The organism is Flavobacterium bernardetii (assembly GCF_011305415.1).
GTDB classification, from domain to species: Bacteria; Bacteroidota; Bacteroidia; order Flavobacteriales; family Flavobacteriaceae; genus Flavobacterium; species Flavobacterium bernardetii.
Map to the genome: position 1 here is coordinate 521,193 of NZ_JAANOQ010000001.1, position 24,207 is coordinate 545,399.

Genomic DNA, 24,207 nt, shown 5'->3' on the forward strand with positions numbered 1-24,207 from the left:
ATTGAGAATTAGATGTTCATATAAAAAAAGTGGACAAATCTATAAAAATTTAGAGTTGTCCACATTAGTGGAGTCGGAGACTCTATCACCCTTGGTGTCATTAAAAATCAAAGATACTCAATAATCTGATAATAAACAAGGTATTAGAAATTTTAATAAATTAAAATATCATGAAATATTATTGCATATCTCAAAATCAGGGTGTAGATTTGGGTTTAATTTAATAACATGTTATTATGGCAAATATCAAACGTAACATAATTTTCTCGTTAGAGAAAAGGAAGAAAAATGGAGTTCTAGTAGTAGAGAACGTACCTATTAGAATGAGGGTTATTTTTTTAAATAATCGAGTTGATTTTTTTACTGGTTATCGTATTGATTTAGCTAAATGGGATAATAATATGCAGAAAGTAAAAAATGGATGTACAAATAAATTAAAACAAAGTGCATCTGATATTAATAGCGACCTTCAAAAATATTACACTCAAATTCAAGATATTTTTAAAATTTTCGAAACTAAAAATATTATTCCAACAGCAGAATTATTAAAAAAGGAATTCATTGAATTAAATAAGTCAAATTCAAGTGATTCAAAACAATCTCTCAAAAATGATTTTAAAATTGCATTTGAAGAGTTTAATAAAGAAAATGGAAGACAAAATAACTGGACAAAATCGACATTTCAAAAGTTTGAAAGTGTTAAGGTTCATTTGTCGGATTTTAAATCAGATTTGACATTTGACTATTTTGATGAAAAGGGATTGAATAATTATTTGTTATTTCTCAGAGATACTAAGAAAATGAGAAATAGTACTATCATTAAACAATTGGGCTTTCTTAAATGGTTTCTTCGTTGGGCTTTTGAAAAAGGGTATAATCATTCAATTGTATTTGAAAAATTTAAGCCAAAAATAAAAATTGTTCCAAAAAAAGTAATTTTTCTTACTCCAGATGAATTAAAAAGCCTTCGTGAATTTATTATCCCTGAACAGAAACAATATCTAGAAAGAGTTAGGGATGTATTTATTTTTTGCTGTTATAGTTCACTTCGTTATTCAGATGCTTATAATTTAAAACGAAGTAATATAAAAAATGATCATATAGAAGTTACTACAGTTAAAACGGCTGATAGCTTGTTTATAGATTTAAATGATTATTCAAGAGCTATACTGGAAAAATATAAAGATGTTCATTTTGAAGAGGATAGAGCTTTACCTGTTATTAGTAATCAAAAGATGAACGATTACATAAAAGAATTGGCTGAATTAGCAAAAATTAATGAACCAATTCACGAAACTTATTATGTTGGAGCAAAGAGAATTGAGACTGTTACACCAAAATATGAACTTTTGAGTACACATGCAGGGAGACGAACATTTATATGTTATGCGCTTTCCATTGGGATTCCTATTCAAATTATAATGAAATGGACTGGACATTCTAGCTATGCGTCAATGAAACCTTACATTGATGTTATTAATGAGTTAAAGGCTAATGAAATGAAAAAATTTAATCTCGTTTAGGTATGGAGTTAAGCACTTATATACCCTCATTTAGAGAAGTTAATTCAATTTATGCAAAGTTTATTGAAACTGGACTTTATGGTTTTGATGAACAAGAAATAGTAATTAATTTTTTGGAAAAAATAAAAGATATAAAAAAGTTAGATAAGGTTTTATTTGAAAGTAGTGAAGCATTAAATTTTCAATCAAAATTTAATGCTTTTAATATTGTTTTGAATGATAATGTCAAACTATATGAAGGAAATAAAGAACTTTTTGATGCTCTTGACGTTGATAAATTATGTGGAATTAAATCAAGTTGTTTTGATGAAAACATTAGTTTAAAACAAAAAGAAGTTGATGTTTTATTTAAAGATTATTGGTTAAGCAGAAGTAATTTAGGGGATAGGTTTTTTAAAAAAGCAGAAGAAAATGAACATGACCCTATTTGGGAAGAGTACATTTACAAGAAGCAGCTTTATGATTGGAAAAATGAAGAATTAGATGCTTTACATAAAAAAAGAGAGCATATCTTATATTATGTTTTGCCGTATATCTATAATAAATTTTCTGAAATCAGTATTTTAAGTAATTCTTTTTTAAGCATTTTAAATTCATATGAGCTAAAAATAAAATTGTCTCAGAATGAAGTTTATTTTGATTCAGAACTCACAGGCGCACTCTATAAAATATGCAATGATTTTATTTTTGAAACAATGGATGAAATAAGTTTTTACTATGAAATTAATCTAATAAATACCGAAAACAAATTAGTCATTAAAGGTGATAACATAATGAAAGTTTATTATTTAATATTCAAACTTAAAGACAAAATTGAGGAAGATAAAAAAAGGACTGAATGGATAAAAAACATACTTGTTAAGTTAGGATTAAAAATGAAAAATTATAATTCAAAAGCTTCAAGTATTGATAAAGAACCAACAGAAACCTTAAAAGCCTTTATGAATGATATAAAGACTATTTTATCTAAAAAAAAGAAGTAATTAGTTTCATTAAGTGTCATTAAGTAGACCAATATCTTTATATCCACCTAAAATATTTTTCAAATACCTGAAAATAAAGCTTTTGTGTTGTGAAGTTTTATGTAAATCCACCTACAATCCACCTAAATTCATTAATAATTTTACACTGTTCGAACATCGAAAGCCTCTGTACAAGGCTATTGTTTAATACAACAGTTTATTATTATGGAAATTCAAGAATTATTAAAAAAGCCACTATTTCAATTAACAACTGAAGAGTTTTTATTTGTAAATAAAAGTAGTAATCAAAATACTCTTTCATTAAACGAACCAATAATACCTACTAAAAAGTATGTGTATGGAATCAAAGGTATTGCAACTTTATTAGGCTGTAGTAAACCAACTGCAAACCGAATTAAGAAAAGTAAAAAAATTGATGCAGCTATTACACAAATTGGAAGAAAAATTATTGTTGATGCCGATTTAGCAATAAAACTTGCAGGTGCAAAAACTGGAGGAAGAAAAGATTCCTAAAACAAGAAAAGCACAATTGAATTCGTAGTTCAATTGTGCTTATATTTTTTAATCTCTTTGTATATGTGCACTGCAAATATACAATAATTCTTTTATTGTATGAAGAACAAATCACAAAATGTGCTGTATCAGTCTGATATAGCATCAAATACCATATTTGATAGAATTATCAAATACATCAACTCTAAATATAGAATTCGGTTCAATACTATTTCGTTAGACTATGAAATAAATATTAGCGGAAATGATAATTGGGAGTCGTTAAATCTTAATTCGCTCTTAATTGAGTTAACCAGGAATAACATAGAAACCAATTATAATAAGCTCGAAATTTTAATCAAATCGAACCTTATTGAACGATATGATCCTATCAAAGAATATTTTTTAGAGTTGCCAAAATGGAATAATCAAGTTGATTACATCAAAAAGCTTGCTTCTTATGTAAAAACTAATGATGATGAAGCATTTGCCTATCATTTGAAAAAATGGTTTGCGAGAGCGGTTATTTGTGCTTTTGAAAAAGATAAAATAAACAAACATTGTCTTGTTCTCGCAAATGGTGACCAACACGCTGGTAAATCAACCTATTTCCAAAAATTCATTCCAAAAAAGCTGTCTAATTACATTGCTGAAGATATAGGAACCGACAAAGATTCTCGGGTTAAGATGTGTAAGAACCTAATAATTAACCTGGAGGAATTATCTGTAATTGGAAAAACTGAAGTAAACTACTTGAAATCCCTAATCAGTAAGGTTTTCATTAATGAACGGCTTCCATACGAACGTAGAGCTGAAAACTTACCTCGTATTTGCTCTTTTGTAGGCTCTACAAATATGGTTGATTTTCTTACTGATGAAACTGGTTCTGTTAGATGGATTATTTTCGATGTTATTGGAAGAATAGACTTCAATTATTCCAAAGAAATATTGATTGATGATGTTTGGTCACAAGCTTATTATTTGGCTTATCATGACAAAGACTTTGAACCGGATTTAACCCAGCAAGATATTATTGATAATGAAAAGAGAAATGAAAAATATACCAGTCTGACAATTGAGCAAGAAATGATAATTAAATATTTCGAAAAAACGGAGAATTTAATCTATTTCAATACATCAACTGAAATCATGACAAAGCTAATTCCATTGGGATTAAAACTTAGCAGAGAGAAAATTGGAAAGGCACTTAGTGGATTTAAATTTTCTAGGATAAAACATCCACAAAAGCAAGTATATGGCTACTTGGCAAAACCAAAGTTCAATATTAGTCCTGTTGAAATAATGAATAATTAGAAAATGTACTTACCTAACTTACCTACTTACCTAAACCCTTATAGAATATGACTTTTTTTAAGGTAAGTATATATAAATTAACCTACCTATACTTACCTAAAAAACTCAGGTAGGTAGGTAGGTAAGTATTAGGTAATTTATAAAAATGTTGCGAACACTTGAATTTACTGGTTTAGGTAAGTAGGTAAGTAAAAATGGCAAATACTTAGATAAAACTAAAAATGAATATAGAAAAAGCGAAGCAAATTCCGATAGAATTAGTCCTTAAAAAAATGAATTATACACCTTCAAAAACCAATGGATTTGATGTTTGGTATTTAAGTCCATTACACGATGAAAAAACGGCATCTTTTAAGATTAATACTAAAATTAATAGGTGGTACGATCATGGACTTCAGAAAGGCGGAAACATAATAGATTTTATTGCATTTAAATTCAATTATACGATTCCAGAAGTTTTAAAATTCTTAGAAAATTATTCAGATGAATCTATTTTTTCTTTTCAAAAGCAAAAAAAATGTGAAACAAAATTTATTAAAAGTACAACTGAAATTAAAATAATTAAAGTAATTGAAATACAACATTTTGCTTTGAAACAATATTTAGAAAACAGAAAAATTTATCATTTCGAAAACGAACCAAATTTAAGAGAAGTGCATTATGAAGTAAATGGAAAAAAATATTTCGGAATTGGATTCCAAAATCGTAGTAATGGATTTGAAATTCGTTCCAAATATGCAAAAATTTGCATTGGAAAAAAAGACATTTCTTTAATTGTAAAAGGTGATAAAAACAAAAAAAATATCCGAATATTTGAAGGCTTCACTGACTATATTTCTTTTAAACATTTAAAAAAAAATTCAAGTGATTATTTAATTCTTAATTCAATAGCAATGATAAATCGGTGCGATGAAATTTTATCAAACTATGATGAAATTGAGCTTTATTTTGATCAAGATGAAGCCGGGAATTTATATACAAAAACGACATTAGAAAAATTTAAAATTGCAAAAGATTGTAGAGGGTTTTATAAGGACTTTAAAGACTTAAATGAATGGCTTGTAAATACGATTTTATGAGGGTGGTTTAAGATACGCAAGAAGGAATAGAGGGAAGTCCTCTATTCTCAATGAATACGACATTAGTTTTTTTAATCTTACGGAAATAATACGGAAATACAAATTAATTAATTTATAATCAATAATTTAACAATACGGAAATGAAAAAATTGAGACAGAATATTGACATTCGTTTGTCAGGAACTTTAGTAGACAGATGGATAACATTACAAAACAGATTTGGGTATAGAACAAACATAAAATTATTAGAAGATTTAATCTACTTTTTTGAAACAAATCCTGTGAATCCAAGGCAAAATTACAAGGGGCTTTTGGAAGAATTATATGATAAAATAAAGGAATTTAATTCAGATAATAATCGAGTTATTGCAATTGTTCGTAATATTGAAAAGGTAAAATTAGACCCAATAATTCGCTCAATAAATACTGATATATCAGATAATTTACGAATAATAAAAAAGAAATTATTGTTATCTGATGAGTTTAAAACTCCAACAGAAAACAATAATAAAATTCAAAAGGAAATTGAAGAAAAAATTACTGCAGAACTCACTAAAAAATACGAAAATAAGTTAAATGAGCATAGAAAAAGTTATGCAGAATTAAACAAAAATTATGATATAGTAACTTTAGAACATGGTACTTTTTACAACAGATTGAAAAAATTATCTTCATTATTTTCAGTAGAAAAAAGCACATTTGGAAAAAATAAAATTGTTTTCGAAATGAGCGAAGATGAATTTAAAGAATTGATTAAATTGAAATAATTTTATTCAAGCTGGATTTTTTTTGTGGTGTAAATTTTTAAAACTAATTTATATTCTTGCTCTGAAATTTGAGAAAGTTTTGAAAATTTCGATTCGTATAAATCAACGAAATATAATTTGAAATAGATAAGAATAAACATATTCAATTGATTGTCTGATTGATAATAAAGTAACATTTTTAAGAACTCAGCTTGAATATTATCAGGTTTATTTTTGAATTGTTTTTCAATTTCCATTGCGAAAAAAAACAATAAAACATCATAACTATTTTTGTCCTCTAATATGGTATCAATGATTTCTCCTCTATCTTCATAGTCCAGGTTAAGTAATTGAATTTTTAAAATGCCAATTAATTTTGAATTCAGAGCTTCGTCAGTTGATGCACCAGTTTTGTTGCTCTCAATAAAACTTTCAGATAGCTTGATATAACCAGAACTAAAATCTGGAGTATTAAAATCTTGAAACAATAAATAGTTTAGAATTTTTTGAAAAGCAGTTTTACTGCTTTTTTTTGTTGCTTTTCCTTTCATAAGTACCAAATAAAAAAGGCGTGATACTAAAATCAATCCGTTACTGAGGTACTAGGAAAGACCCGACAACAAGAAAGACTTAGCCCACGCCAGTATTAGGCACAGGCGTAAGTCTATCTATTATTTTGTTGTCTTGAAGATTCCTAGTTTTCAGTAACAAATAAAGATAGCTTACGCTGATGTTTAAAATTTTCTGATGTAAAAATAGACAAAATAAAACACGTATAAAAACATTATTTTATTGATTGTCTTTGATTTCTTATGATTTCCTTTTTTACTATAATGTTGATAACTTATGTCAGAATTTACTCTTAAAAGTAAAATACTTTTCTAAATTTGATAACTCCCCAATTGAATACGGTTTTCCGTAAAACCTGTATTAAAACTAAACTTATATTTACAATTAAAAATATAACTATATACAATGCCATTATTTCAAGCATCCGTCCTTAAAAAATATATTAGCCAGTTAGATAAACCAACTGTTCAAAAAGCCTATAAAAAATATTGCAAGTTTTTTCATGATGCTAAAACTCAAGAAAATATACGTAATAGTAAAGAAGAACAATTTCAAGAAGGATTTCTAAGAGAACTTTTTGTTGATGTTTTAGGCTATACTTTAAATCCTACTCCAAAATTCAATTTAACTACTGAACTTAAAAATTTAAAAGGAGCTAAAAAGGTTGATGGTGCTATTCAAAAAGACGACAAGGCACTTGCTGTAATTGAATTAAAAGGTACAAATACAAAAGATTTAGAAAGTATTCGTCAACAGGCATTTGATTATAAAGCTAATCAAATTGGTTGTATTTATGTTATAACTTCCAATTTTGAAAAGCTTCGTTTTTATATCAATAATGCGGTTGATTTTGAAGAATTCAATTTATTTACTTTAACAGAAGCCGAATTTGAATTGTTTTATTTGTGTTTAGCAAAAGATAATTTATTAGCCAATAAACCTTTATCTATAAAGGAAGCTTCTATTGTTGAAGAAGAAAATATTACCAAAAAATTCTATGGTGACTATTCTGTTTTTAAACGTGAGTTGTTTCGTGATTTGGTAAAACAAAACATGAAGAATGAGACTTTTCGTGAATTAAGCGAAAAGAATGTCAAACTCTCCTTATTTAAAAAATCTCAAAAGTTAATTGATAGATTCCTTTTTATTCTTTTTGCTGAAGACAGAGGATTGTTAGCACCAAACTCCATTTCTACAATTTTAGGAGAATGGAAAGCCTTGGAAGAATTAGATATGGTTGTACCGTTGTATGACCGATACAAACAATATTTCAGTTATTTAGATACTGGAAGAAAAGGTACAGATAAGAAAGAAGAAATCTTTGCTTATAATGGTGGATTATTTCAACCAGATGCGTTGTTAGATGCAATGATTATCGATGATGATTTATTGTACAAACACACTAAAAAAATGACTACTTATGACTTTCAAAGTCAAGTTGATGTTAATATTTTAGGACATATTTTTGAACATTCATTAAACGAAATTGAAAGCGTTAATGCGGAAATTGAAGGAACTGATTTCGATAAACAAAAAACCAAACGTAAAAAAGATGGTGTTTTTTACACTCCAAAATACATTACAAAATACATAGTTGACAACACAATTGGGAAATTATGTACCGATAAAAAACAAGAGTTAGGCATCATTGACGAAGAATATGCTAAAGGCAGAAAAAACCGTCAGACCACAACTATTGTTAAATTAGACCAACAATTAAAGGATTATAGAGATTGGTTATTACAATTAACTATATGTGACCCCGCTTGTGGTTCAGGAGCTTTTTTAAACCAGGCGTTAGACTTTTTAATTAGAGAACACAGTTATATTGATGAATTAAATAAACAGCTTTTTGGTGGCTTTTTTGTATTTCCAGACATTGAAAACCAAATTTTAGAGCATAATATTTACGGAGTTGATTTAAACGATGAAAGTATTGAAATTGCAAAACTATCTTTATGGTTACGCACTGCACAACCGAAACGTAAATTAACCAGTTTAAACAATAATATCAAATGTGGTAACTCATTAATTGAAAGCAAAGCTGTTGCTGGTGATAAGGCTTTTAATTGGCAAGAAAGTTTCCCTGAAGTATTTGAAAAAGGTGGTTTTGATGTGATTATTGGTAATCCGCCTTATGTAAGACAAGAGTTATTTAAGGAAATAAAACCCTATTTAGAAAAAAATTATAAATGTTACAATAGTGTTGCAGATTTATATACTTATTTTATTGAACTTGGAATCAGATTAATAAATGAAAATGGTAAATTCTCATTTATTCTTCCGAATAAATTTTTAAAATCCGCCTATGGTAAGGAAATTAGGAAAGTAATAAAATCAAAAAGTAATTTAGAATTACTTTTTGATTTTGATGATTATCCAGTTTTTGATGATGCCACTACATATCCAATTATTTATATTTTAAATAGACAAAATGAATATAAAGATGATTACTTTATTTATTCTGAAATTAACAATCGATTAGCAAATAGAAATCCAATTGAATCATTGGAAAACAAACAAATTAAAGTGCCATACTTGTCTTTAACTGACGATATGTGGAATTTTATAAATAATGATTCATTAAAGTTGATTGATAAATTATCAGAAAAATCAATTTCTTTAAATAGTTTGGTTAATAAAAAAATATACAGAGGATTAACAACTGGAAAAAATGAAGCTTTCGTAATTGATGAAATAAAAAAAGATGAACTAATTGGTAAGAATTTTAAAAACTCGGAATTAATTAAAGTTTTGGCAACTGGAAAAGAAGTTAAAAGAAACTCCTTTTATTTTCAAAATAAATATTTACTATTTACAGGCTTTGACAATGATATTCCTTCAAAATATCCAGATATTCAAGAAGAATTGGATAAGTTTAAAAGTGATTTAATAAAAAGATACGACCAAGGAGTAAATTATTGGAATTTAAGAGCTTGTGCTTATTATAATGAAATGCAATTACCTAAAATTATTTACCCTAGAATTAATAATCAGTGTAATTTTTATTTAGATACAAAAGGTGAGGTTTTTTTATTGGATAATAATTTTTTCATTTCATCAGATTCAAAGGGATTACTAGCTTTATTAAATTCCAAATTAGTTTATTATTATTTGAAAAATGTTTGTACTACACTACAAGGTGGATTTTATGACTTTAGAAGAGATAAAATATCTACAATTCCAGTAAGTAATATATTTTTAGATTACGAAGAAAAATTAGGTTCTTTAGGAGAAACATTAATAAACTTAACTGATAATATTAATTCATCTATCCAAAAATTCCAACGCACTATTCAGCGTAAATTTAATTTAGAGGATTTACCAAAAAAACTCCAGGATTGGTATTTATTGACTTATACAGATTTTATAAAAGAATTATCCAAAAAGAAAGTAAAACTTACTTTGTCTCAGGAAGCAGAATGGGAAGACTATTTTGAAGTTGAAAGTAAAAAAGCACAAGAATTAAAAACTCAAATTGACAAAACAGATAAGGAAATAGACCAAATGGTTTATGAGTTGTATGGATTGAGTGAAGAGGAAATTGTGATTGTTGAGAATAGTTAAAAGTTATAAACTTATAAAAGTGATATGAGAATAAAAGAAGTCATTATTGAAAATTTTAAAGCTTTTAAAAAAGTTAAAATAGAATGTAATCAAAATTTTAATTTTATTGTTGGTGAGAATAATATTGGGAAATCTACGATTTTAGAGGCTATTCAATTATGGAAAGCATCTTTTGATACCCTTATTCAAAAAAGTGGAAATAAATTTTATGGAAATTCAACACCTTGCTATTTACCGATAGAGAATTTAATATTTTTAAGAATATCTGATGTAGATGATTTATTTCACAACACAAAAAAAAACATCAAAATCACATTAATAATTGTTCACAATTTAGATGAGTTTGTTTTAGAAGTTGAATTAGAAAAACCTGATAAAATAGATACTTATTTTAGAGTAAAATATAATTTTGAAAGTTTCAATTTATTTAAGAATAAAGTTTCAGAATTAGGTCTTAATTTGAGAAATGCTATTTTTTTAAACAAAACAATTCCTGTTTTTAAAGCTACCAAAAATGAACCATTTTATAACTATGCACAAATTTTAAAAAAAATTGCTTTAGGTAAATCCAGTGAAGTAATAAGAAATAAAATATTGAGATGTGAACATGAAAACAAGTTTGAATCATTAGAAAAAAGATTAAACAAAGTTTTATCTAGTACTTTTAAAATTAGCCTGAAAAACAGAAATAGACAAGAAGAAGAGTTCGTTAGAATTACTTTACAAGAAAACGATAAAAAAGAAGTAGATATTGCATTAATTGGTAGTGGTGTTATTCAAATATTAGAAATATTTTCAACTTTAGAGTTGATAAATAAAAATGAGAACAGTTTAAATATATTGCTTATTGATGAACCTGATTCTCATATTCACTCAAACGTTCAATCCTCAATAATTGATGAATTAAGAAATGATGATAGAAGCCAAGTTTTTTTAATTTCACATAATGATAGATTAATTAATAAAGCAGTTGATGGAGAATTGTTTTATGTAAATTTAGTATCTGTGGAAGAAGGTTTAGTAAGAAGCTTACCTAAAGATTGTTATAACGATGTGTCAATTCAATTAGCTGGTGAACTGTTAGGTTTGTCAATAGAAGAAAAAGAAAAAATAATAGTTATTACAGAAGGTAAAACTGATAAAAAAATTTTAGAGAAAGCTTGGGAAAAATTATATCCAGATTTAGATTGTCCTATGCATTTCATTGCTTCTGGTTTTCATTTGGAAGATGAAAAAAAAACAGGTAATGCTAGAGATGCTAGAAATACGGTTGAATTTGTTTCCTCAATTATTAATGATATAAAATTGGTAGGACTTTTCGATAACGATAGAGAAGGAAATGAACAACTTTCTGGTTTTCGAAAAGAAATTTTTGAGCCATTTGATATTAACTCTTTTCAAATAAAACATAAAACAAAAGATATTTATGGACTTTGCTTACCAATTCCTGAAAACAGGATAAAATTTGTTACAAATAATAAATTAACTCAGAGGTATTTGGTGATGGAACATTATTTTTCAGATGAAATTATAATAGATAATAATTTAAAAGGAGACCATATTCTTGATACTGAAGTGTTTGAAATAAATGGTGATAAAAATAGATTTGCTGAAAATTTAGATGTATTATCACCAGGATGTTTTTTGAATTTTTGTTTAATTTTTGATAAAATTGAGAGTTTGTTTCAAGAACAAGAAGAACAAGAAGTTTAAAATATTATATTAAAGTTGAATTACAAAAATCAAAAAAACACAGAGCAAGACAACGACTGGGCAAAAAACCTAGAAGGAAATCCAATACACATATCCCAAGCCGAAAGCGGCGCAAAGGGTTATTATTGTATGGGTTGTGGTAAAGAAATGCAAGCAGTCAAAAGGAAAATAGCGCATTATCAATCTTATTTTAGACATCATGTTAAAGATTTAGATACTTCCAAAGTTGAGTGTGTAAATAGCAGTAGAGTGTACAGAGAAAAGCTAGCATATAATTATTTTATGCGAGTTAAAATGATTACAGTTCCAGCGGTTTATAAATATCCGCCTAAAGGCGTTGAAGGTTTTCCTTATTTAATTGAAGAAAAGCAAACAATTTATGCACACAGAGTTGATAGAGAAGTAACTTTTTTTGAGGATGAAAATGGTGTAATTCATAGTGGTAAAAACACCAAAGTAGATGAACGCTATTTATCTATTCGACCAGATGCAGTATTTTATGATGTGGATGATAAGCCCATTTTATTTATTGAGTTTATTGTCACTCACAAACCAGATGTAGTTAAGTTGAATAAATTACAGCGTTTAGGGATAAATACAGTTCAAATAATAGTCCCTAAACTAAACGAAGTTGAATTAGAAAAAGAAATAAGTAAAGCATCAAAAGTAAAATGGACGTATAATGAAAACGAATCCAACGCCGAATACATTCCAGTTTTCGAAGGAAATACAGAAGGAATACCACCAATTGATGAAGAGCAAAGAAAGCTTTTTGAAGAATCTTACTTCTGCAGAGCAGCACAAGTTGCTAACCTTATACGGTCAATTAAAAGATGCTTGGAATCTGAACATTACAGAAGAATTGAATTCCAATTTAAACAGGAAATATCAAGAATTGAGAACGCTACAAAAGGAGAGCGAACAAGACTGGCAGATATACAAACAGGAATTGAAAGAGAAATCGATTCAGAACTTAGAGGAAGCAGAACAGGATTTGAAGAAAGAAATCGAAAATTTCAAACTGAGAAAACTGATTTGGAAGAAAGATATACTAGAAAGAGAAGCGAAATTAACGGAAAGATCTTTTCAATTAACAGAGATATCGACTTCAGAGAAGGCATTGGAGGAACTGAGGACGGAATTAGAAGAGATTTTGAAGGAAGAAAAAGAGAACTTGAACTCGAAAGAATCCATATTGAAACTGAAGAAGGAAGATTTGCAAAACAAGAGAGAGAAATTGACGTTTCTATTGGAGAAGAATCTTCCATTCCAGGAGATTTTGAACAAAGAAGAAGTGAAGTTGAACAAAGTTTTGAAGGAAAAAGACAAGATTTGGAATCAAAAATTAGCGGATTTAGAGAAATTCAAAACGAAGAAGAAGGAAGAATTCGAGCTGAATTCGAAGGAATTAACAAACAAATTGCTGAGAGAATTAGCCAAAGAGATATATTACAACAAGACGAATTGTCACCCAGAATTAAAACCATACTTGAATTATGGAGAGTATTTGACAATTATGAAAATGGAAGAGAGACTCTTTTACGATACAGAAGCGGAATTGAGATTATTAAAAGTGGAACTTGGAAAGAATGGGATTGATGAAAATTGGTTTTTAGAGAGATTAAAGTAAAACTTCTCACATAAGTAAAAGAATGAAAAATAAATTAGTTTATGAAAAACATTAATATTTTAATTGATGCCTCTGGGAGTATGGGATTTATGGAAAGGGCTGGAGTTGAGCATGAAAATAAATATCTTCTTCCTGATGGATCTACTCGTACACAATTAGTAAAAAAAATATTAATTAATAGTATTATACCTAAATTATCATTTGTAGAAAATTTAGAAATTAATTCCTTCAGACAAGAAGCAACTTTGGATTCTGAAGGTCAAAAAATAATAGTTAACAATAAAGTATTGGAAGTTCCCAAAAACTATTCATGCTTTTCTGGTAAATATAATTTTGAAATAATAAAAAATGAAATTGAAAAAATCGAGAACCCAAAATCAGGAGGTACTCCTTTGTTTTGGGCAATTTCAATGATTTTACATCAAAAAAACAAAGATGATTTTAATATAATTGTTTTGAGTGATGGGGATGCAAATGATAAGATAAACTTTGATGAAGAAATTTTGAGACAAATTGATATATGCAAAAAAAAGTGTACGGTTTATTTCATAGGGATTGACCAAGATGAAGAGTCACAAAAAAAATCTAAAAACTTAGCAGAAAAAACAAATGGATTTTATGTAAATATTGATTTAGTAAATTATAGTGAAGAAAAATTTGAAAGTTTATTATTCAGTCTAAATGCATCTATTATTACTAATGGTTTAAAATGGTATAATAATTTAAATCAAAAAGATTTATATGTTGAGCATATAATTCCGTTGACAATAAGAGATGATGAATATGACAAAAAATTGGAAGCTATAAGTAACAATGTTTCATTTAAAAATGAGAATCAAAGTTCTGACAAAAAAAGTAAAATTGATGATAATATTAATGTAGAATCTATAGCAGAGCAAGTAGAATTTAATACTAAGTCATTAGGATTAATAGAAACTCAAATGCAAAGCTTAGTTAAAGAAATAAGCTATTTACGTAAAGATAAGTTGAATATAGAAGATGAATTTGTTTCAAATGAAGATGAAGAATTAAATAAGAAAATTGGTTACCAATGTGAGCAATTCTTAAATTCTATTTTTAAAACAAATAATTGGGAAAAGGTAAATTGGCTTAATGAATTAAATGAGCAGAGTAAACCATATGATTTTGAAGTAACAGTTAGTGGAATTAATTATTACATAGAATGTAAAGGTAGTATTAATAATTCAAAAGAATTTTTTCTTACTAAAAATGAATGGCAGTTTTATCTTCAAAATCGTAATAATTACAGACTGTATTTTGTTTCTGAAATTAATGCAGCTAATCCAGAGATAATCAGAATTGAAGACTTATTAGTTGATATGGGCGACGGAAAATTAATTCCATGTTCAAGTGTAAATAGAAAAGTTAAAGCTGATAGAATATTGTTTCAAATAAATAAATGATTTTAGTCAAAAATATTTAATGGAAAATTTATATAAATTAAAAGAAGAGTTCCTTTCTATTTGGAGTGTAGAAAAAGTAAAACAAATGACTCTTGAGCAATACACAAATCTTAATAAAGAAGATTCTTTTTGTTACTGGTTAGAAAGTAGAACTACCGATTTAGGAAGTATTTGGGGTGGTTCTGCTTATAAATTTGGTGTTTACAAAAGAAGTGATATTAGTAAAGTCGTAGATGCTGATAATAGAAGAACTGACGGTATTTATGCTTGGTTTATAAAATATGGTGAAACCAAAGAAATTGCTTTTCAAACAATTAAAAATATTATTTTAGAAATTATTGATGCAGCAACTAAAAACGACATTGAAAAAATTGATAAAATAGATTTAGGTCCAGCTTACAAATGGAAAATTGCTTTTTTGTATAGTAATTATAAAGTTTTAAATATTTTCAAATATGAAGCGTTAAAATTCCTTTCAATTAATAATGGATTTGATTTTATTAAAAAAACTTCTATCTCTATATTCCAAAAGAATTTATTAAGCTTGAAAAAAGATGATGAAGACTATTTTGAATTCGCACATAATCTTTGGCGACAATACGAAGATGGAAATAAAAAAGAAATTTTAGTTATGAATAAGAGAAAGCAGTTATTTATTAATTGGTTAAAATTAAATAATTTAAGTATTGAAATTGCGGATGAATTAGATGAATTATCACAAAACAATTTAATGGTTGAAAATTATCATAAATCAATTTATGAATGTACTGAATTGCATGAGGTTTACAATTATCCCGCCTATGATGATACATCAAATAAATTTAATTATAATGTAGAACAATATTATTATTTTACTATTGACCAAATAAAAATTGATACAGGAATTGATTTAAATATAAAATATGCTTTAGTAAGTGTAGATAGTGATAATGAACTTAAGGAACTCATATCAAGCGGATATTGGAGTAGTGAAGGGAAAATAAATGTGTATGAATCATACTTAAATAAATTTAAGATAGGTTATAAAATAGCAATAAGATATGCAAAAAGCGGACATTTATGTATCAGAAATATAGGGACAATAATAAACACATCAGTTTCTGGAAATATTTATAAATTTAAAATTGATTGGGATAAAAAATTTGAAGAATTTTGTCCTGAATTAAATGCAAATCCAGGCCCAATTAATTTTTTTCAAATTGAACCATATATTGGTAATGACAGAATTGAAGATATTAAAACCATTTTTTACAGAGCAATTACAAATCAAGAAGTTATGAAACAGCCTTTAAATCAAATTCTATTTGGTGCACCTGGAACAGGAAAAACTTATACAACTAAAAAGTTAGCCGTTGAAATTATTGATGGAATTAGTTATGATGATAAGGATAGAGACTTCATTACTGATAGATATGAAAAATTGTTTAAAGCAGAGCAAATCAATTTTACAACTTTTCACCAAAGTATAAGTTATGAGGATTTTGTTGAAGGTATAAAGCCTGTTTTAAAGTCGGATGATGAAAGTGATGAAGATGATGAAAAAGAAAAAAAAGAAGCATCAATTGAGTACGAAATCAAGAATGGAATCTTTAAAAAAATGTGTCAACTTGCTGAAGGTGTAACTGCTAAAGTTGAAGTTGTAGATAACGTTGATTTTCAAAATAAAGATTTCTATAAAATGAGTTTAGGTGGAAAACACCGATTAGAAAAACACAATTGGAGCATTAAAAATAATTTAATTTTTCTTGGTTGGGGTGGAGATAAAGATTTTACCGAATTAAATAAAATTAAGGATTGGAAATTATTTCGCGATACATTTAAAAAAGATTTTCCAGATTTAGTTGAGGAAACAAAATATGTAATTCAAGCCGTTTATACTTTCCAAAAAATGAAAATTGGTGATATAGTAGTTATATCTAAAGGAAATAAAATTATTGATGCAATTGGAATTATAGAAAGTGATTATTTCTATGATGACACGAAAGAGATTGATAATTATCAATTTAGAACAGTAAAATGGTTAGCTACTAATATGAATTCTACAACTGATATTTTTGTACGTAAAGAAATATCACAGCAAACTATATATCAGTTTTATAATGATGATGTTAAAATTGAAGCTTTTAATGAAAACTTCAAAAAAGAAACTAAAATTGAAGAACCAAAAAAATATGTTTTAGTTATTGATGAAATCAATAGAGGTAATGTATCTTCTATTTTCGGAGAATTAATTACACTACTTGAAAAAGATAAAAGAAAAGGAGTTTTAAAGCCAAATAAAGAAGCTTTAGTAGTAGATTTACCCTATTCGAATGATAAATTTTCTGTACCTGATAATTTATATATTATTGGTACAATGAACACTGCCGACCGAAGTGTAGAAGCATTAGATACTGCTTTAAGAAGAAGATTCTCATTCATTGAAATGCCTTCAAAGCCTAATTTATTACTTACTGAACATATTTCAAAAGGAATAATTACTGATTCTGAAAGAAATGAAATTAATTTAATTTCAATACTAACAATCATTAACGAAAGAATAGAGCTTCTAATTGATAAAGACCATCAAATAGGACATTCATTCCTTATAAATACAAATTCTTTTGATGAATTAAAATTAGTATTTAAAGATAGTATTATTCCATTGTTAGAAGAGTATTTCTTTGGCGACTTTGGTAAAATTGGATTGGTTATCGGTGGCGAATTTATAAAGCACAAAGATACTAAACCGAAATTCCCTAGTAATTTTAAATATGGTGAAGAGAACGATATAAGTAATTTTACAGATAAAATCGTATACGAATTCACATCGTTTGCTAATTGGACTGCTAAAACATTTACTTCAATTTATGAGTAACACGAAACTTATACAAGTATTTGAATACAAAAAATTAAAAATTGGAGAATTTGGTTTTTCTAAAAATCATTTTGATGCAATGGTGCGTTTTAATGAAAAAAATGAAAACAAATATTTTACAATTATTCATAATGGAATATTATTTAATAGCTATGTTGGAGTAATTCAAATCGGTGGTTTAACTATAGAAATTCTTCCAAAAGCTGATAATAATGATAATCCTGAAAAAGGAACGTGGCAAAGTGTATTACTTCAGATGCTTAAAGTTTGTAAACACATTAATATCGATAATGTTTCCGAAACCAATCTGAAGAAAAAATATAATTCGATCCTGGACATTTATTTTGAAATGTATCTTAATGAAATTGAAATTCTAATAAAGAAAGGATTAATTAAAAAATATAGAAGAGTTCAAAGTAATCAATTAGCTTTAAAAGGTAAACTTGTTTTTACACATAACATTCAAAAAAACTTAATTCATAAAGAACGTTTTTATTGTGAGCATCAAGTTTATGACAAAGACCATTTAATTCATCAAATATTATTCAAAGGATTAATCATTTTAAAGGATTTACTAAATAATGAATTTAAAGATAAATTAAACAGATTATTATTTCAGTTTCAAGATTATCAAGAAGTTAATATTAATAAAAGCCATTTTGATATAGTAATATTAAATAGAAATTCGGTTTCTTACAGCAGAGCTTTAGATATTGCTAAAATGATTATTTTAAATTATTCACCTAATTTAAATTCAGGTAATGACAATATGCTAACCTTGTTATTTGACATGAATAAGTTATGGGAAGAATACATTTATAGAATACTACAAAAACATAAACCAGTTGGTTTTTCAGTAAGTTTTCAAAATTCTGATAAATTTTGGGAATATAAAACCATAAGACCTGATATTGTAATTACAAACGATAATAATGAAAATTTTGTTATTGATACAAAATGGAAAATTATTGATGTTAAAAAACCCTCTGATGATGATTTAAAGCAAATGTTTACTTATAATCTTCATTGGGAAGCAGAAAAAAGTATGTTGTTATATCCGAAAGTAAATCAAGAAGATACCAAGTTTGGTAAATTCCATTATAATGGACTGGAAAAAAAATGTAAATTAGGTTTTGTTAAAATACTTGAAAATGCTGTATTAATAGATGCAAGTATTATTAGTAAATCAATTTTTCAAAAGTTGATTTAGTGTAGAGTTGTATTTGTCCTTTACATTCATAAAGATTATATTTTGTCACAAATACTTACCAAATTTGTGACAAATAATAATTATTAAATAGTCAAACTTTTTTGTTTCACTAATAGATACAGAGGTTAGTAAATAATTAAGGTTAATATTTTTTTCGCAAAATAATATTCTTTATTTAGAATACTAATCCATTTTTTTTAATAGTCGAAATTTTTTTTTGATTATCTATTAATTGTTTTGTTAAGTTTTTTGAGCAAAAAACTTAAGATTTATATATAAATACATTACTTTATTAATGTTTAACTTTCAAAAATGATTGTTATTTAAAACAAAAAGACTAATTTCATGTAGAATAACAATCATTTTTGTATGAATACTAAAAAGCAAATTATTTTCCCTAAGTACAATTTACTCCTTGAAAAATTAGGTGAAAATATAAAATTGGCTCGTAAAAGAAGAAAATTAACTACTTTACAAGTTTCTGAGCGTGCTAATATTTCTCGATCTACTTTGTACTTAATAGAATCTGGAAATCCTGGTGTAGCAATGGGAGCCTATTTTAATGTTTTGAGAGTATTAGGACTTCAAGATGACTTTTTAAAGTTAGCTGCTGATGATATTTTAGGTCGAAAACTTCAAGATATCGAGCTTTTATAAGTAAAAGTTATATCTTTTTATACAAAACAAAACGGCAACAAAAACGGCAACCATAAATAAAAAAACTTGTAAAATTAGTATTTTACAGAGTTTTCTGTGATGTTGAAGTTCTGAACATATGAAAAATATTGAACTTAAAATTGAAAATTTATTTGAATTACTGATCAGTAATCAAATTCCTATTTAATAAAAACTCTGGCAATATTTTCGCAATATGTAAACAAATTTGTTTACATTTGTACTATGAATATCTATTTAGAAAAATACAAAGGGATTCACCCAGGAATTATTTTGGAGCGAGAATTTAAAAAAAGAGCGCTTCAACAGCGTCCTTTTGCTCTGTCCATAGGAGAACATCCACAAACACTTAATGCAATTACCAAAGGTAAGCGTAAATTGAATACAGCTTTAGCACTTAAGATTGAAGAAAGACTTGGTTTAGAAGAAGGAACTTTAGCAATACTTCAAACCTATTTTGATATAAATGAAGAAAAACACAAAAGAGAAGGCAGTACACCTAATTTATCTTTAATACGAAAATCATTATTTTGGGATACCGATATAACTATGATTGATTGGGATAAGCATTATAAAGCTGTTATCAGAAGAATTTTTGAACGAGGAAATGAAACGGAAAAACAAGAATTAATTCATTTTTATGGTGCTGATAAAATAAACATTGCGCTTTATACTTCAACAGGAAAACCATATACTATCTATAAAAATAAATAGAATAATGCTTTACTACAAAACCGTAAATGATTTATTAAAAGAAGGTTTACTTCAATTAATGGCAGCTAAAGAGTTTGAAAACTTTAGATTAGTTGGAGGTACTTCATTGAGTTTACAAATCGGGCATAGAGAGTCAATAGATATTGACCTTTTTAGTGATGTGGATTATGGTGAAATTGATTTTGAAGCCATTGAGAAGTATTTAGAATCTAATTTCAAATATTTAGACCATCTTTCAAATATTATTCCAGGAATGGGTAAATCCTATTTAGTAGGGGAGGATAAAGACAATACCTTAAAGTTAGATATTTTTTACACAGATAAATTCATTCAACCTTATTGTTTAGAAGATACTATTAGAATGGCTACGATTGAAGAAATCATTGCTATGAAGTTAGATGTAGTTCAAAGAGGTGGTCGCAAAAAAGATTTTTGGGATTTACATGAACTATTTGAAAATTATAGTTTAACCCAAATGTTAGAGTTACACGAGCAAAGATATCCATACTCTCACGATAGAGATTTGATTATTCAAAACTTTACTGATTTTAGTTTAGCAGATGATGAATTCAATCCTATTTGTTTCAAAGGCAAATATTGGGAATTCATAAAAGAAGATATAGAAGAAATTATTGTGAAATTTAAAAGCAATAATTAAGTTTTAGAACTCTAAAAATTAAATAAATGCACTAAAACAAAAAACACCCAATTTTACATAACTGGGTGTAAAATTGGGTGTAAATTTTGTAAAACACTGAAAATCAGTGTTAATTGTGGAGTCGGAGAGAATCGAACTCTCGTCCAAACAAGCCATCAAAGAGCTTTCTACATGTTTAGTTTTTGTTTAAATTTTCGACAACTAGCCCGGCCAAAAACAGCCACTCGATGCTTAACTTTATCAGTGTCAGAGCGGATTTAAAGTTTTACCGTTCCTAGGTTTATTTTTACCATTCCTCTTGATCAACCGCCACAAACCAAGGCTTTTGAGAGAAATCCAGCTTCCCAACCTGGTTGGGACATGGCATTATCGTACTATAATTCGGATTATGCAGCTAAAGCGTAAGTATTTTCGCCGTTTAAAAAGTGTGTATAATTGATATTTACGAGCCAAAAATACAATGCTCGACATGCTTACTTTTCAGTGCCACTCGCTGTCAAAACCAGTCGACCCCATTTTGAAAAATAGTTTTTCAACAAACGCTATTCCACAAATTCAATGCCAAAGATACTAAATTTCATAATATTTGAAAGGAAACGACGATTTAATTAAATTTGTTTTATTAACCTTATTATTTTTAAATTTTTTTATAGAGTTTTAATAAAAATGTTAAAAAAATATGTAAATATCAATGAATAACTTAAAAAACAATAAGATTGATTATTCTGCTGTATGAATATTTATAAAGTGATGGTGATCTTTAATTTTAATTGTTAATTTGTTATATTTGTAAACTATTGAATAAATAATGTTTAAAAAATGAAGTTCGGAATAATTAAAGAAAGAAAAAATCCACCAGATCGTAGAGTTGTTTTCTCTCCAACAGAGCTTTTGGATTTTAAAAATCAATTCCCAGATGCTGAAATTAAAGTGGAAGCATCAGATATAAGAGTTTTTTCAGATTTAGAATATACAGAAAAAGGCTTTGAAGTTTCAGAAGACATCTCCGATTGTGATGTTTTGCTTGGAGTAAAAGAAGTTCCAGTTGATGCTTTAATTCCAAATAAAAAATATTTTTTCTTTTCTCATACTATAAAAAAACAAGCTTATAATAGAAAATTACTTAAAGCATGTATCGATAAAAATATCGAATTATATGATCACGAAACGATTGTTAATGAAAACAATACCCGATTAATTGGTTTTGGTCGTTACGCAGGTATTGTTGGAGCTTACAACGGATTTAGAGCTTTCGGTTTAAAATACGAAATTTTTAATTTACCAAAAGCAGAAAACCTTCCCAATCAAGAAGCGTTAATTACGCAACTTAAAAAACCATTCTTGCCACCAATTAAAATTGTTTTATCTGGTAAAGGTAAAGTAGCTATGGGCGCGAAAGAAATGTTGGACGGTATGAAAGTAAAGGAAGTATCGGTTGAAGATTATTTGTCAACTACTTATACTTATCCAGTTTATACAATGATTGATGTAAAAGATTACAACATTCATAAAGATGGTTCTGCTTTCGATAAGAAAGATTTTTATGCTAATCCACAAAATTATAATTCAAATTTTGAACGTTTTGCAGAAGTTTCAGATATTTTTATGGCTGGACATTTTTATGGAAATGGTGCGCCTGTAATTTTATCGAAAGAAATGTTGGCTTCTCCAAAATGTAAAATAAAAGTTGTGGCAGATATTTCTTGTGATATTGATGGACCAATTGCTTGTACCTTAAGAGCAAGTACAATTGCAGAACCAAATTATGGTTATTTACCTAGCGAACACAAGGAAGCTGATATGTTTCATCCAAGTGCTATCGTAGTAATGGCTGTAGATAATTTGCCTTGTGAATTACCAAAAGACGCCAGCGAAGGCTTTGGAGAAATGTTTTTAGAACATGTAATACCGGCTTTCTTTAATAATGATGCAACAGGTGTTTTAGCTCGAGCTAAAATTACTGAAAACGGAAAACTCACACCTCGTTTTGCTTATTTGCAAGACTATTTAGATGGTAAAGAATAATTTTAAAATCCCAAGTAATTGGGATTTTTTTTTAGCAATAAATTTTAAAACTTCAAAATATATATGTAAATTTGCTTATTGTTAGATGTAAAAATACATATTATGAAAAAAGATAAAAATTATATTGTTCAAGAAGATACCTTAAATATGGCTTCTGAACCCATGGCTATTTATTTGCCTTCATCATTTATTAAAAATAATGTATTAGATAATATTGCTCAAAACTCAAAAGAATTATTTACTAAAGTGATTGCTATTACTGGTTTAACCATAAAAATTCTTTCAGAAAATATTTTTGAAATTACACCAAAAACATTCATTAAGTATAAAAATAATGAAACTAAAATCCCTTCAAGAATTGCAGAATTAGCCATAGAATTAAGCACTTTATATGAATTAGGGAATGTTGTTTTTGGTAATTCAACAGTTTTTAATCAATGGTTAGATAAAGAAAATCCTTTTTTTAATAACAATAAACCGGCTCAATTTTTAAATACTTCAACGGGTATTCATTTAATATACGAAGAATTAAAACGAATAGAATTCGGGGCAACCGCATAATTTATGGAGGTTTTTAGAATTGTTCATACGAAATGGGCGAATAGTTTAACGGCTTCGGGTTATGCCGCAAGATGGAATTCTACAGGTTTATTTGTCATTTATGCAGCCGAAAATTGTTCGTTAGCGTGTTTGGAAAACTTGGTGCACAGAAATGGTTTTGGTAGCGATGCAGATTATAGTTTACTAACGATTACGTTTCCAAATACCATAAAAACTTTGGAAATTAATGCAAAAGATTTACCAAAAGAATGGGATAATGCAACGGAGAATGGACATCTAGTTTGTAGAGTCATAGGCGATTCTTGGATAAGAAATCAGCAATCTGCCATTTTGTTTGTTCCGTCAGCCATTATTCCAAAGGAAAGAAATGTGTTAATTAATCCAAATCATCCCGATTTTAAGAAAATTAAATTTACCATTCAAGAATTCGCCTTCGATAAACGATTAACAAAATAGTATTAAACGT

At 27.4% G+C, this 24,207-nt stretch carries 19 protein-coding genes and 1 other RNA gene; 18 read left to right on the forward strand and 2 right to left on the reverse strand.

Going from position 1 to position 24,207, the window contains the following annotated elements:
- The first annotated feature begins 236 nt into the window (after window positions 1–236).
- The 6 genes from G6N05_RS02405 (at window position 237) to G6N05_RS02430 (ending at window position 6,158) form a co-directional block, all read left to right on the forward strand.
- Entirely contained in the window at window positions 237–1,523 is a 1,287-nt protein-coding gene (locus tag G6N05_RS02405; RefSeq protein WP_166124966.1) for a site-specific integrase, read from the forward strand.
- A 2-nt stretch (window positions 1,524–1,525) separates the two neighbouring features.
- Complete coding sequence (locus G6N05_RS02410) at window positions 1,526–2,506, forward strand: hypothetical protein (protein ID WP_166124967.1); 981 nt, start codon at window positions 1,526–1,528, stop codon at window positions 2,504–2,506.
- A 204-nt stretch (window positions 2,507–2,710) separates the two neighbouring features.
- Entirely contained in the window at window positions 2,711–3,019 is a 309-nt protein-coding gene (locus G6N05_RS02415) for a DUF3853 family protein (RefSeq protein ID WP_187002990.1), read from the forward strand.
- 99 nt (window positions 3,020–3,118) lie between these two features.
- The gene (locus G6N05_RS02420; RefSeq protein ID WP_166124968.1) at window positions 3,119–4,312 is read left to right on the forward strand and encodes a VapE domain-containing protein; all 1,194 of its coding nucleotides are present in this window, start codon (window positions 3,119–3,121) and stop codon (window positions 4,310–4,312) included.
- Window positions 4,313–4,533: 221 nt separating this feature from the next.
- Window positions 4,534–5,391: a toprim domain-containing protein gene (locus tag G6N05_RS02425; RefSeq protein ID WP_166124969.1), complete on the forward strand. Its 858-nt coding sequence runs from the start codon at window positions 4,534–4,536 to the stop codon at window positions 5,389–5,391.
- A gap of 140 nt (window positions 5,392–5,531) precedes the next feature.
- Window positions 5,532–6,158, forward strand: coding sequence for a BfmA/BtgA family mobilization protein (locus G6N05_RS02430; RefSeq protein ID WP_166124970.1), 627 nt, complete (start codon window positions 5,532–5,534; stop codon window positions 6,156–6,158).
- 2 nt (window positions 6,159–6,160) lie between these two features.
- Here G6N05_RS02430 and G6N05_RS02435 read toward each other — a convergent pair whose 3' ends face one another.
- On the reverse strand, window positions 6,161–6,688 hold the full coding sequence (locus G6N05_RS02435) for a hypothetical protein (RefSeq protein ID WP_166124971.1): 528 nt from the start codon (window positions 6,686–6,688) through the stop codon (window positions 6,161–6,163).
- A gap of 424 nt (window positions 6,689–7,112) precedes the next feature.
- On the opposite strand from G6N05_RS02435, the gene G6N05_RS02440 reads away from it, so the two are divergent.
- The 9 genes from G6N05_RS02440 to G6N05_RS02480 all read left to right on the forward strand — a co-directional run bounded on the left by G6N05_RS02440 (window position 7,113) and on the right by G6N05_RS02480 (window position 21,155).
- Window positions 7,113–10,274 carry an Eco57I restriction-modification methylase domain-containing protein gene (locus G6N05_RS02440; RefSeq protein ID WP_166124972.1) on the forward strand — a complete coding sequence of 1,054 codons (3,162 nt, stop codon included), beginning with the start codon at window positions 7,113–7,115 and terminating at the stop codon, window positions 10,272–10,274.
- Window positions 10,275–10,298: 24 nt separating this feature from the next.
- Window positions 10,299–11,987 (forward strand): ATP-dependent nuclease, encoded by a 1,689-nt coding sequence (locus tag G6N05_RS02445; protein WP_166124973.1) that lies wholly within the window; start codon window positions 10,299–10,301, stop codon window positions 11,985–11,987.
- 15 nt (window positions 11,988–12,002) lie between these two features.
- Window positions 12,003–13,586 carry a coiled-coil domain-containing protein gene (locus tag G6N05_RS02450; protein WP_166124974.1) on the forward strand — a complete coding sequence of 528 codons (1,584 nt, stop codon included), beginning with the start codon at window positions 12,003–12,005 and terminating at the stop codon, window positions 13,584–13,586.
- Between the two features lie 72 nt (window positions 13,587–13,658).
- Window positions 13,659–15,041 (forward strand): protein NO VEIN domain-containing protein, encoded by a 1,383-nt coding sequence (locus G6N05_RS02455; protein ID WP_166124975.1) that lies wholly within the window; start codon window positions 13,659–13,661, stop codon window positions 15,039–15,041.
- Between the two features lie 19 nt (window positions 15,042–15,060).
- Window positions 15,061–17,898, forward strand: a complete 2,838-nt coding sequence (locus tag G6N05_RS15520; protein WP_187002991.1) for an AAA family ATPase — start codon at window positions 15,061–15,063, stop codon at window positions 17,896–17,898.
- A complete protein-coding gene (locus tag G6N05_RS02465; protein ID WP_166124976.1) occupies window positions 17,891–19,108 on the forward strand; it encodes an McrC family protein in 1,218 nt (405 codons plus the stop codon). Before G6N05_RS15520 ends, G6N05_RS02465 begins: the two co-directional genes overlap by 8 nt.
- A 369-nt stretch (window positions 19,109–19,477) precedes the next feature.
- On the forward strand, window positions 19,478–19,765 hold the full coding sequence (locus G6N05_RS02470; protein WP_166124977.1) for a helix-turn-helix domain-containing protein: 288 nt from the start codon (window positions 19,478–19,480) through the stop codon (window positions 19,763–19,765).
- 243 nt (window positions 19,766–20,008) lie between these two features.
- Window positions 20,009–20,497 carry a helix-turn-helix transcriptional regulator gene (locus tag G6N05_RS02475; protein WP_166124978.1) on the forward strand — a complete coding sequence of 163 codons (489 nt, stop codon included), beginning with the start codon at window positions 20,009–20,011 and terminating at the stop codon, window positions 20,495–20,497.
- 4 nt (window positions 20,498–20,501) lie between these two features.
- Window positions 20,502–21,155, forward strand: coding sequence for a nucleotidyl transferase AbiEii/AbiGii toxin family protein (locus G6N05_RS02480; RefSeq protein WP_166124979.1), 654 nt, complete (start codon window positions 20,502–20,504; stop codon window positions 21,153–21,155).
- A 113-nt stretch (window positions 21,156–21,268) separates the two neighbouring features.
- Here the strand turns inward: G6N05_RS02480 and ssrA are convergent.
- Window positions 21,269–21,669, reverse strand: a transfer-messenger RNA (tmRNA) gene (ssrA, locus tag G6N05_RS02485).
- A gap of 305 nt (window positions 21,670–21,974) precedes the next feature.
- On the opposite strand from ssrA, the gene G6N05_RS02490 reads away from it, so the two are divergent.
- The 3 genes from G6N05_RS02490 to G6N05_RS02500 all read left to right on the forward strand — a co-directional run bounded on the left by G6N05_RS02490 (window position 21,975) and on the right by G6N05_RS02500 (window position 24,197).
- On the forward strand, window positions 21,975–23,180 hold the full coding sequence (locus G6N05_RS02490; protein WP_166124980.1) for an NAD(P)-dependent oxidoreductase: 1,206 nt from the start codon (window positions 21,975–21,977) through the stop codon (window positions 23,178–23,180).
- 102 nt (window positions 23,181–23,282) lie between these two features.
- Complete coding sequence (locus tag G6N05_RS02495; RefSeq protein ID WP_166124981.1) at window positions 23,283–23,741, forward strand: MbcA/ParS/Xre antitoxin family protein; 459 nt, start codon at window positions 23,283–23,285, stop codon at window positions 23,739–23,741.
- A gap of 3 nt (window positions 23,742–23,744) precedes the next feature.
- The gene (locus tag G6N05_RS02500) at window positions 23,745–24,197 is read left to right on the forward strand and encodes an RES family NAD+ phosphorylase (RefSeq protein WP_166124982.1); all 453 of its coding nucleotides are present in this window, start codon (window positions 23,745–23,747) and stop codon (window positions 24,195–24,197) included.
- Window positions 24,198–24,207 lie beyond the last annotated feature (10 nt).

Coding starts and splice junctions, on each gene's coding strand:
- G6N05_RS02405 (WP_166124966.1), top strand. CDS start 237: ATGGCAAATATCAAACGTAACATAATTTTCTCGTTAGAGAAAAGGAAG.
- G6N05_RS02410 (WP_166124967.1), top strand. CDS start 1,526: ATGGAGTTAAGCACTTATATACCCTCATTTAGAGAAGTTAATTCAATT.
- G6N05_RS02415 (WP_187002990.1), top strand. CDS start 2,711: ATGGAAATTCAAGAATTATTAAAAAAGCCACTATTTCAATTAACAACT.
- G6N05_RS02420 (WP_166124968.1), top strand. CDS start 3,119: ATGAAGAACAAATCACAAAATGTGCTGTATCAGTCTGATATAGCATCA.
- G6N05_RS02425 (WP_166124969.1), top strand. CDS start 4,534: ATGAATATAGAAAAAGCGAAGCAAATTCCGATAGAATTAGTCCTTAAA.
- G6N05_RS02430 (WP_166124970.1), top strand. CDS start 5,532: ATGAAAAAATTGAGACAGAATATTGACATTCGTTTGTCAGGAACTTTA.
- G6N05_RS02435 (WP_166124971.1), bottom strand. CDS start 6,688: ATGAAAGGAAAAGCAACAAAAAAAAGCAGTAAAACTGCTTTTCAAAAA.
- G6N05_RS02440 (WP_166124972.1), top strand. CDS start 7,113: ATGCCATTATTTCAAGCATCCGTCCTTAAAAAATATATTAGCCAGTTA.
- G6N05_RS02445 (WP_166124973.1), top strand. CDS start 10,299: ATGAGAATAAAAGAAGTCATTATTGAAAATTTTAAAGCTTTTAAAAAA.
- G6N05_RS02455 (WP_166124975.1), top strand. CDS start 13,659: ATGAAAAACATTAATATTTTAATTGATGCCTCTGGGAGTATGGGATTT.
- G6N05_RS15520 (WP_187002991.1), top strand. CDS start 15,061: ATGGAAAATTTATATAAATTAAAAGAAGAGTTCCTTTCTATTTGGAGT.
- G6N05_RS02465 (WP_166124976.1), top strand. CDS start 17,891: ATGAGTAACACGAAACTTATACAAGTATTTGAATACAAAAAATTAAAA.
- G6N05_RS02470 (WP_166124977.1), top strand. CDS start 19,478: ATGAATACTAAAAAGCAAATTATTTTCCCTAAGTACAATTTACTCCTT.
- G6N05_RS02475 (WP_166124978.1), top strand. CDS start 20,009: ATGAATATCTATTTAGAAAAATACAAAGGGATTCACCCAGGAATTATT.
- G6N05_RS02480 (WP_166124979.1), top strand. CDS start 20,502: ATGCTTTACTACAAAACCGTAAATGATTTATTAAAAGAAGGTTTACTT.
- G6N05_RS02490 (WP_166124980.1), top strand. CDS start 21,975: ATGAAGTTCGGAATAATTAAAGAAAGAAAAAATCCACCAGATCGTAGA.
- G6N05_RS02495 (WP_166124981.1), top strand. CDS start 23,283: ATGAAAAAAGATAAAAATTATATTGTTCAAGAAGATACCTTAAATATG.
- G6N05_RS02500 (WP_166124982.1), top strand. CDS start 23,745: ATGGAGGTTTTTAGAATTGTTCATACGAAATGGGCGAATAGTTTAACG.